Genomic DNA, 9,953 nt, shown 5'->3' on the forward strand with positions numbered 1-9,953 from the left:
CTAGCCGAGAAAACCGTTGAGGCTGACCTCGCGCGTTTCGGGATCCGCATAGGGGACCTCGGCAAGCAGATCCGTCAATGGCCGGGGACGACCGGTGAGAAACCCCTGCGCGTAGTCCACTCCAAGATCACGCAGTGCCAGTGCCAGGGATTCACGGTCGACGTTCTCGGCGATGGTGTACATACCGAGACAGCGCGCGACCCGTACCACCGCGTCCACCAAGACGGTGTCCGCTGGCGACGTATCCACCTGGCGGAGAAAATCACCGTCGATCTTCACATTGGTGAAGGGGAGGTTGCGCAGGTAGACGAACGAGCCCACGCCTGCGCCGAAGTCGTCCAGGGTGAACCGGCAGCCCGCGTCGGTGAGGGTCTCGGCAAGCTGGCGTGCCGCGTCCAGGCTGACCACCGCGACGCTTTCGGCGATTTCAAGACCAAGCTGGGATGGATCGACCCGGGCCGCACGCAGTGTCCCAAGGACGAACTGGCCGAACTCAGGGTCCGCGACCGACCGGCCGGAGATGTTCACATGCAGGCGAAGCCGTTCCCGGCGAGCGGTGGCGGAAGCGAGCGCCGCCACCGCCTGCCGCAGCACCCAGCGGTCCAGAGCCAGCGTGAGGTCGCTGTGGGCGAGCGCGCTCATGAACTCGGCGGGGGCCAGCTCTGGCTGCCGGCCGTCGCGCAGCCGTAGCAGCAGTTCGTATCCCTGCACTTCGCGGGATGTCAGGTCGACGATGGGCTGCGCGTCCAACGCCATCAGCCCCCCGTCGAGCGCGTCGCGTACCCGCCGCGCCAGCGAGATCCGCCGGTCGACATGCTCATAGTGCTCCGCTGTGAACAGCCGCGCGCGGCCACGGCCGGCATCCTTGGCCTCACGCAGGGCGAGGCCGGCACGAGCCAACGCGGTGTCGCTGTCGGTCGCGGACGACAGCGGCAGGACGCCGATACTGATCGTGACACGGATCGTGACATCATCGATGATGATGGCGTGCCGCGCGACCTTCGCGCACAGAGTATCGGCGACACCGAGTCCGTCCGGGCCGTTGGCGGACTCGAGAATCACCACGAACTCGTCGCCGCCGAGCCGCCCGAGAACCGATGTGGGCAGCGTCTCCGCCACGGTCTGGGCCAGGGCTCGCAGCACCGCGTCGCCGACGGCATGGCCACGCGTGTCATTGATGTCCCTGAAGTTGTCAATATTGATCAAGAGCAACGTCCCGGCCGGGGCACTCCCGTTCGGCGAGGCGTCGATCCGCTCGCTGCCCGCGCTGCCCGCGCTGCCCGCGATCCGCTCGGCCAGCAGCCCGGTCACCGCCTGCCGGTTACGCAACCCGGTGAGCGGGTCATGCGTGGTGAGCTGGGCGAGCTCGCGGCGCGCCCGGATCAGCTCGGTGACGTCATGCGCCGTGCCCATGATCCGGATTGGCGTGCCCGCGTGATCGGTGAGGACGTCGCCGTGGCACTCGAGCACGCACTCGGTGGCCCGGTCGGCGAAGTACATACGGTGGGTGAATTCGAACGGGCTGACCTCGGCGATCGCCTGCTCCAGAACTCCTTCCACCCTCGTCACGTCGTCCGGATGTATCAGCGACCGGTAGGTGTCGTAGTCGAGATAGGTGTCCGTGGGGTAGCCGAACATGGCGAGAAGCTCGTCAGACCATGCCACCTCGTTGGTGACCAGGTCCCACTCCCAGATACCCGTCCGGGCGATCGTCTCGACATGGCGGAGCCAGCGTTCGCGCAGCCCCGCGACCTCCTCTTCATGGTGACGCGCGGTGTTGTCGACAATCTCGTAGAGAAGGTAGCCCTCGGCGCCGAACTGGCCGCCCCAGGTGGGATCACCGTCAGCAAACGCACGGCAACGGATCTCCAGCCAACGGCTGCTACCGTCCGGCGCCTGCCAGCTAGCCGCGCGGGGCTCGTCGTCCGGGACGACCCGCGCCAATGGCAGCCCGGCCTCGGCCACGGCAAGGCGAGCCGCAACCAGGTCGACCGGGTCGACGGAACCAGGACCAGCGCGTCTGAACGCGCCGAGACCGGCCGGGCCCGGCGCCGCTGTCTCCTCCGGCACCGTTGCGGCGCCCGTCACGAGGGCGAACAGAGCCCGATTAGCCCAGACCACACGGCTGTCGGACGTCACCACCAGCAGCCCGGTGGACACCACGTCAGCCACCAAGCCGACCACGCTCGCGACCAACGCACCTCCTCGCGCATGTCAGCCCCGTGCAGATCCCGGCCGTCACGCTACTTCCAGATCGCGTGCCGAGTGTAGTGGCAATCGGGTGAGCACAGAACGTTAGAGCCTGTCGCGCGTCGTGGTTTCGGTCAGGGAGCCGCGTCCAGGCGGCCCCTGGCAAGGCTGCGGGGCACATCGATAGCGGACGCGTTGTATCGGTTCGTCCGAGAACACGGCCGGGAGCCGCCTGGCGGCGGGAGCCGGACAGATGACTGTCGCAACACGCCCCAGTGCGTCCGCCGCGCGGCGCGGCGGGAGTATGCGGGTATGCCCACGGTCACGCGGATCGTTGTCGCGCCCAACGCCTTCAAAGGCACGCTGACCGCGAACGAGGCGGCCCACGCCATCGCTGACGGCGTCGGCGACGCCTGCCGGCACGCGGACATCCTCATGCGCCCGGTGGCCGATGGCGGCGACGGGACCGTGGCCGCGGCGCTCACCGCGGGCTTCACCCGCCATGAGGCCACCGTGTCCGGGCCGCTCGGGACCGCGGTGCGCGCGGCGTTCGCCGTTCGCCATGACGCCGCGGTGCTGGAGATGGCCGAAGCCTCCGGCCTGCGGCTCGTGCCGCCGGGACGGCACGCGCCACTGACAGCGTCCACTACCGGTACCGGTGAGCTGGTGCGCGCGGCCCTGGACGCCGGCGCCCGGCGGTTGCTGCTCGGGGCGGGCGGGAGCGCGACGACCGACGGCGGCACCGGGATGCTGTCCGCGCTCGGCATCAGGTTCCTGGACCGGACCGGGCGCATCCTGCCGCCCGGCGGCGCGGCCCTGCGCCATCTTTACATGATCGATGCCGGCGGCCTGGATCCACGGATCACCCAAGCCGAGATCACTGTCGCGGCTGACGTTGACAACCCGCTGCTCGGGCCGCACGGAGCGGCGGCGGTCTTCGGCCCGCAGAAGGGCGCGGGGCCGGCGGACGTGGCCGTTCTCGAGGACGGGCTGCGCACGCTCGTCGACCGGCTTGGCGCACGGCCTCGGGGTTTCCTGGGCCTGTCGGCGAGAGCTGCCATGGTCGCCGCGAGCGCGAGCGCGGGCGCGGGCGGCGGTCTCGGCTTCGGCGCGATGGCTTTTCTGGGCGCGCGGGTACAGGCCGGTGCCGAACTGCTGCTCGATCTCGCCGGCTTCGACGCGGCCCTGGACGGCGCCGATCTCGTGATCACCGGCGAAGGCGCGTTGGATGCTTCGACCATGCGGGGCAAAGCTCCGGCGGCCGTCGCGAGACATGCCCAGGCAGCCGGGGTCCCAGTGATCGCGGTCTGCGGGCAGGTGAACGTCAGTCCGAGTGCCTGGCGGGAGGCCGGCTTCACAGGGGTCTTCAGCGCCCAGCCGGTGCCCGCTGGCGCGGCCGCCCGCGGGATGACGGGAGCGCCCGCGTTGATCAGCCGGGCCGAGGCGGCCAGGGCACTACGACGCGCCAGCGCCGAAGCTGTCCGCCTTGTGCTCCCCTGACGCCTGTGCTTGGGACGTGTGCCCAGCTCGCCGCGCCCAGGCCACGCCAGGCCCCGGCGCGGGGCCCGCCACTGGTCACTCGTGGATCTGCTGTGCGAGGTAATGCGCCTCACCGAGCTGGGCAAGCAGTTCGATCTGGGCGTCCAGCCAGTCGATGTGGTCCTCCTCGGAGACGAGGATGTCCTCCAGGATGACGGCTGAGCCCACATCGTCGCGGGCGCGGGTCAGGACGATTCCAGCACGCAGGAGGCCGCATGCCTCGATCTCGTGGGTCCGGTCGGAGTTCAGCTGCTCGGCAACGGTCTCACCGACACGCAGCGTGTTGAGTCGCTGAAGGTTCGGGACACCGCCGAGGTAGAGCACCCGATGCACCAGTTTGTCCGCATGGCGCATCTCGTCGATCGACTCGTCGTAGGTGTGCTTGCCGAGCCGGTGATATCCCCAGTTGACCTGCATCCGCGAGTGCAGGAAGTACTGGTTGACAGCTGTCAGTTCATTGGTGAGCACACGGTTGAGTAGTTCGACAATTTCCGGGTCGCCCCTCACCTGGAACCTCCACTGTCTCAGCCCGACTGGACGACCGGACGGGCCCGACGGTGGTCGGTCAGCAGCTCCTCGATCTCGTCAAGGCAACCACCGCACCCGGTACCGGCCGCACAGACCGCACCCACCTCGCACGTGTCACGCGCGCCCGATTCGATCACGCCGCGCAACGTCTGGTCGTTGACAGCAAAGCATGAGCAGACCAGCACCGCACCTCACCACACCTGTTCTGGAGCCGTTCGCCGCGTCATCCGGAAAGCGGTCGTGCGCAACCGGGATGATGATCACGAATGCTCATTACTCGGCCAGAGCTTCCCAGGTCGACCACAGCTTTTTGGTCAGAGCGCCCGGCAGCAGGGGACGCGGTGTCGTGGGGCTGGGGCACGCAGCCCAGCCCCGCTCCTTGATCCACACCTCTATTGCCGGGCGTTCTTAGCTAAGCCTTCCCTAATATTTCTCAACGAAAGCTTGCCATACAAAAAGATCAAAAACAATGGTTACCAACCGACAGGCATCCTTTGCTCAGGGCAACTCCATAGCCGGGCAACTCCATAGCCGGGCGACTCCACGGCCTACCGCACAAGCACGGCCTACGGCGCAAGCGGAGAGATCTCCACCCTGCGGTTGGCGGCACGGCCGGCGTCCGTGTCATTGGTCGCCGCCGGATAATCGGCGGCGAACCCAGCTGCCCGCAACCGCCCTTCCGGGACTCCGTGACTCGCCAGGTAGGCGGCCGCGGCGCGGGCGCGCGCCAGCGACAGGGCCGCGTTGGTCACCTGGGAGCCTCGCGCGTCGGTATGACCAGCAATCAGAACTCCCAGCGCACCGTCACGCAGCGCCGCCGCGATCTGGTCGAGACGAACACGATCGATCTCGGTGAGCTCCGAACTGTCCGTCGCGAAGGTGACCCGGCCCCCGGCCACGGCAGCGGCGAGGCGGTCGACCGCACCGTCACCCGGCCGGACGGGATCAGGAGCCACCGGTCGCACGGCCAGCCGATTGTCGAGGGAGATCGCGGGCCGCGCGGTACGCACCGCGGCAAGCACCGCGGCACCCAGGCGCGCGCGCTCGTCCACGTCCGCCACGGCCCCCTCGACGACAGCGGTGGAACCGATGATCGTCACCTGATGTTCGCCAATCACCGCTGTCAGCGAACGGACCAGATCCGCCAGCATCGTCACCGGTGGCGCGGCCACGTCGGGATCAACCGTGACTCGTCCGGTCAACGTGCCGGAACTCGCCGCGGCCGCCGCGCCCAGAAGCCGCTCCCGAGCATCCTGGCCCGGCACGGTCGCCGTGACGGTGAGCGATCCTCCGTTGACATCGATCACCAATGGCTTCGCGGCGGCGGCCGGCACCGGCACAATCTGAACATCATCGGCCAGGGCCGCTGATCGCGCGCCGGACATACGCGCGACAGCCTGGCGGGCCGTTTCAGCGGCGGACACGCTGGGGAACGTCCCATGCACGGTCGCGTCCTGACCGCGGAAAGTCACCTCAGCCCCGGCCTGACCGCTGGAGCGGACCACCGAAGCCGCCCGCCTGGACAGCCCGTTCTCGATCGGCCCGCGCCGCAGGCCGAATGCCAGCAGCCCAATCAGCAACCAGGCGACGACAAGGGAGAACAAAAACACAACGGGATGAGGCCGCCGTAGCGCGGCCAGTTGGACCAAGGACATCGAAATGGTCTCCGCGCGGAATCTGCTGGAACGCCTTCAGGACGCGCCGCCACGATGCCTTCGGGCGGCCCAACGGACCAGAAAAGTACGGCGAACAACCCCGCCGTGGGTCAACTGTCGCACATCGGGACGCCCACCACATACACCGGGTAGGTCCACGCAACGGCCGTTGCGCAAACGGCGATGGCGCAGGCCGCGGCCGTCGCGGAGGCGGTGCGGGAGCCGGGCGGGGGCGTGTTTCAGCGCCCTTCCCGGCCGTATGACCGGCACTGCGCCGTCGGCTGTCCCAGCCCCGCGCTGACGGCTCCGGCGGGCTCAGGCTCGGGCTCGGATGCGGATCCGGGCCGCGCGGGCTCGCTCGGCGAGCCGACCAGGTCCGCGCGGCCGTCGTGGCGGCCTTGCTGGCGAGCCAGTCGCGTGACGACCACCGCCAGCAGGGCCCCGAGGCCGAGCACCAGCCACCCGGCGACGGCATCGAGCACGTAGTGGTTGGCAGTGGCTATCACCACGAACGCCGTCGTGCCCGGATAGACCACGCCGAGCGCCCTGACCCAGCGGCGGTGGGTGAGGCTGGCCACATACCAGCCGCACCACAACGCCCAGGCACAGTGCAGGGACGGCATGGCGGCGAACTGGTTGGCAAGACCGGCCAGCCCCCGCGGCGCGGCGCTGGAACCGCCGCCCCACCAGCCCCAGCTGTGGAACGACGCCATGGTGTCGACGAAGCCGGCACCGGGTAGCAGGCGCGGCGGGGCCGTCGGTAGCACAATGAACCCGACCAGACTGATCACGGTCGCGCACAGGATCGTCCAGCGGGCCCGTAGGTAGTGCCCGGGACGCCTGCGGTAGAGCCACACGAGAGTGGCGGGCGTGACGATGAAGTGCAAGGTCGCGTAGTAGTAACAGCTCGCCACAGCGAGCACGGGGATGCTCTGGAGCCAGTGGTTCAGCCCGAGCTCGACGTCGAGGTGGAGATCCGTCTGGATGCGCAGGAGGTCCCGGCCGACCGCGAGCGCGTCGCTGACGGAACCGTCCGCCACCGCGCGGGTCGCCGTGTAGGTGTAGTAGAAACCGATGATCATAACGGCTTCGATCCACACCACCGGCAGCCCGTCCGACCTGCGGCGTATGCGGATCACCCGCGACCTCCCCGGCTTCGACCTGGCCCATCCGGTGGACCGGTTCCTGACCTTCCCCTGCCTACCCAGGCACCCCATCTTTCGCTCAACGTGTTCAGTCAAGTACCTTTGCGTAACCAACCGCAGCACCGACAACGGCTCGTTCCCGGGGGTAGCGATGACGCACCCGATAGCTGGCATACCGCCCGGCGCGGTGCATCCGACGCCCGCCGACGGCAAGGAGGTGACGCCCACCTCGATGATGCCCACGACGGCGTCCGCGGTAGCCCAACCGATGGCCGTGACGATATCCGCCGATATTCAATCATCACCCCTTCCCCCTTCCGCAACGGGTTTCATGCCGGCGGCCAACGGCCCGCGCCGGCCGCCGCACGCACCGGCCATCCCCCGGCGACGCGGGGAGGTCCTGGAAGACGCGATCCACACCGCCGTGGTCGAACTGCTCGCCGAACACGGGTACGGCGCGCTGACAATGGATCTCGTGGCAGCCAGCGCCCGCGCCGGCAAGGCCACCCTCTACCGCAGGTGGTCGTGCAAGCTCGACCTGGTGATCGACACAGTACGACGCCTCGGCCACAGCCCTGTCACCGATCCGGACACCGGAAGTTTTCGTGACGACCAGCTCCTGCTGCTCCATGAATTCGCCGACGTGCTCCGCGGCCGCCAGGGCGCGGTGACCGCGACCCTTGTCGGTGAGCTCACCCGGCACGCCGATCTCGCCGCCGCCCTGCGCGCCGTTCTCCTGCACCAGCGGCGGGCGGTCCAGATGACCATTGCGGAGCGGGCCATCAAGCGCGGTGACGTCCGCCATGGCACCCCATGGCCGCTGGTCAACGAGATCGGGCCAGCCCTGCTGTTCGCCCGCTGCCTCATCTCGGGTGAGCCCCTGGACCACGGATACATAGTCGATGTTGTGGATGGCATAGTCATGCCCCTCGTCACGGCAGTTCATGGTACATCGGATAAGTAATGTATCGAACCTACGTTCGAATCACAACGGCTGACCGGCCGGCGCGCCCGCACCGCTGTACTCTGCCCACATCCGCGCGTACCTGCCCTGGGCACCTATCAGCTGGGCGTGCGAGCCCTGTTCGACGATCCGTCCGGCAGCCATCACCACGACCCGGTCCGCGCGGGCGGCGGTGGTCAGCCGATGCGCCACCACGAGGGTCGTCCGCCGCCGCGCGACGCGGTCGGTCGCCTCGGTGACCGCGGCCTCGGTGGCCAGGTCCAGCGAGGCGGTCGCCTCGTCGAGCAGCAGGATGTCGGGGTCCGCGAGCTCCGCCCGGGCGAGCGCGAGCAGCTGGCGCTGCCCAGCGGACAGGCCCCGGCCGTTCTCGCCGATCCGGTGCAGATAGCCCCCGGGCAAGCGCATGATCATCTCATGTGCGCCAACCGCCCGCGCCGCTGCCCTCACCTCGGCGTCCGCCGCATCCGGCCGGGCGTAGGCGATCGTGTCCCGGACCGTCCCGGCGAACAGGAACGGCTCCTGCGGGACGACTCCCAGCCGGTGGCGGTAACCAGCCAGGTCGAGCCGGGTCACGTCGGTGCCGTCGATGCGCACCACGCCGCCGGTGGCGTCGTAGAAACGCGCGGCCAGCTTGACGACGGTCGACTTGCCGGCTCCGGTCTCACCCACCAGCGCGACGGTCTCCCCGGCGGCCACCCGGAGGTTCACCCCGTCCAGCGCGGGACGCTCGGCGCCCGCGTACCGGAAGCACACACCGACAAACTCGATCTCGCCGGAAAGCCGGCCCACCGGCACCGGGGCAGGCCGGGCCGGGGTGGAGGTAGGTGTGCGCAGCAGATCCGACAGCCGGCGCAGACCCACCTTGGCCTGCTGGTAACCGTCAAACACCTGGGAGAGCTGCTGGATGGGTGAGAAGAACAGGCCGAGGTAGAGCAGATAGGCGATGAGCCCGCCGGTCGTCAGCGATCCGGACGCGACAAGCCCCGCGCCGGCACCGAGAACGAGCGCGGCGGCCAGCTCCGAGCAGAACTCCATGAACGGGAAGTACAGTGCGATGAGGCGTTGCGCACGCAGCCTCGACACCCGGTAACGCTCAGCGAGCGCCCGGAAGTCCGCGATGTTGCGCCCCTCGCGGCGGAAGGCCTGCACCACCCGGATGCCGGCGAGGTTCTCCTGCAGCGCCGCGTTGACCGCGGCGACGCGCTCCCGTGACTCGACGTAGGCCGCCGACGCCTTCGCACGGAAAACCACCGTGGCAAAGACACCGACCGGCACCATCGGCAGCACGACCAGGGCCAGCCGGGCGTTGAGGACCACCAACGCCACCCCCACACCGACGAACGACAGCATGCCGACCACCGCGGTCGTCAGGCCGGTCTGCAGGAATGTCGACAGCGCGTCGACGTCCGTGGTCATCCGGGTCATGATCCGGCCCGAGAGCTCACGTTCGTAGTAGTCCAGGCCGAGCCGTTGCAGCTGGGCAAACGTCTTGACCCGTAGGGTGAACAGCAGGCGCTCACCCAGCCGTCCGGCCACCCGGCCCTGGCTGACCTGCACCGCCCAGGCTGTGAGAACCACGGCGAGCGCCACCGCGGACGTCATGACCAGCGCCGCTCCCGCGGTCCGCGACACACCCGCGTCCACTCCGTGCCGCACCAGCGCGGGCAGCGCGAGACCCGTGCCCGCGTCCAGGACCACGAGCAGCAGGCCCAGGGCGAGCAGCGCGCGCACCCCGCCCAGCAGACGGCGTAAGGAGAAAGCCGGGTCGCCGGCGGCGGCGTCAGCCATCCGCACCCCCACCGCCTCGGTGGCCGGCGGGAGCACCTCGACCCGCGCGAGCAGTTCGGGAGTCGCGGGCATATCCCCGGCCACGCCGCCGAGAACGCGCTGCCCGCCGCCACCGGACGCCTCAGCCGGCCGCGGCCTGAGCGG

Annotated in this window: 8 protein-coding genes; 2 read left to right on the forward strand and 6 right to left on the reverse strand. The window is 69.4% G+C overall.

Going from position 1 to position 9,953, the window contains the following annotated elements:
- Complete coding sequence (locus MJ783_RS10505) at window positions 1-2,196, reverse strand: bifunctional diguanylate cyclase/phosphodiesterase (RefSeq protein WP_239310209.1); 2,196 nt, start codon at window positions 2,194-2,196, stop codon at window positions 1-3.
- A 306-nt stretch (window positions 2,197-2,502) separates the two neighbouring features.
- On the opposite strand from MJ783_RS10505, the gene MJ783_RS10510 reads away from it, so the two are divergent.
- Window positions 2,503-3,690, forward strand: a complete 1,188-nt coding sequence (locus MJ783_RS10510; protein ID WP_239310210.1) for a glycerate kinase — start codon at window positions 2,503-2,505, stop codon at window positions 3,688-3,690.
- 75 nt (window positions 3,691-3,765) lie between these two features.
- Here the strand turns inward: MJ783_RS10510 and bfr are convergent, their stop codons facing one another.
- From bfr to MJ783_RS10530, 4 genes are all read right to left on the reverse strand, one after another.
- Window positions 3,766-4,236, reverse strand: a complete 471-nt coding sequence (gene bfr / locus MJ783_RS10515) for a bacterioferritin (RefSeq protein WP_239310211.1) — start codon at window positions 4,234-4,236, stop codon at window positions 3,766-3,768.
- A 17-nt stretch (window positions 4,237-4,253) separates the two neighbouring features.
- A complete protein-coding gene (locus tag MJ783_RS10520) occupies window positions 4,254-4,442 on the reverse strand; it encodes a bacterioferritin-associated ferredoxin (protein WP_239310212.1) in 189 nt (62 codons plus the stop codon).
- Window positions 4,443-4,823: 381 nt separating this feature from the next.
- Window positions 4,824-5,912 (reverse strand): OmpA family protein, encoded by a 1,089-nt coding sequence (locus MJ783_RS10525; RefSeq protein WP_239310213.1) that lies wholly within the window; start codon window positions 5,910-5,912, stop codon window positions 4,824-4,826.
- Window positions 5,913-6,151: 239 nt separating this feature from the next.
- A complete protein-coding gene (locus MJ783_RS10530; RefSeq protein ID WP_239310214.1) occupies window positions 6,152-7,051 on the reverse strand; it encodes a phosphatase PAP2 family protein in 900 nt (299 codons plus the stop codon).
- 157 nt (window positions 7,052-7,208) lie between these two features.
- Here MJ783_RS10530 and MJ783_RS10535 point away from each other — a divergent pair, with 157 nt between their 5' ends.
- Window positions 7,209-8,021: a TetR/AcrR family transcriptional regulator gene (locus MJ783_RS10535; RefSeq protein ID WP_239310215.1), complete on the forward strand. Its 813-nt coding sequence runs from the start codon at window positions 7,209-7,211 to the stop codon at window positions 8,019-8,021.
- Between the two features lie 21 nt (window positions 8,022-8,042).
- Here the strand turns inward: MJ783_RS10535 and MJ783_RS10540 are convergent.
- Window positions 8,043-9,953 (reverse strand): ABC transporter ATP-binding protein (locus MJ783_RS10540; protein WP_239310216.1); only part of this gene is annotated, 1,911 nt, incomplete at its 5' end.

Origin of the sequence: Protofrankia sp. Cj3 (genome assembly GCF_917627355.1) — a bacterium.
Taxonomy (GTDB): Bacteria; Actinomycetota; Actinomycetes; order Frankiales; family Frankiaceae; genus Protofrankia.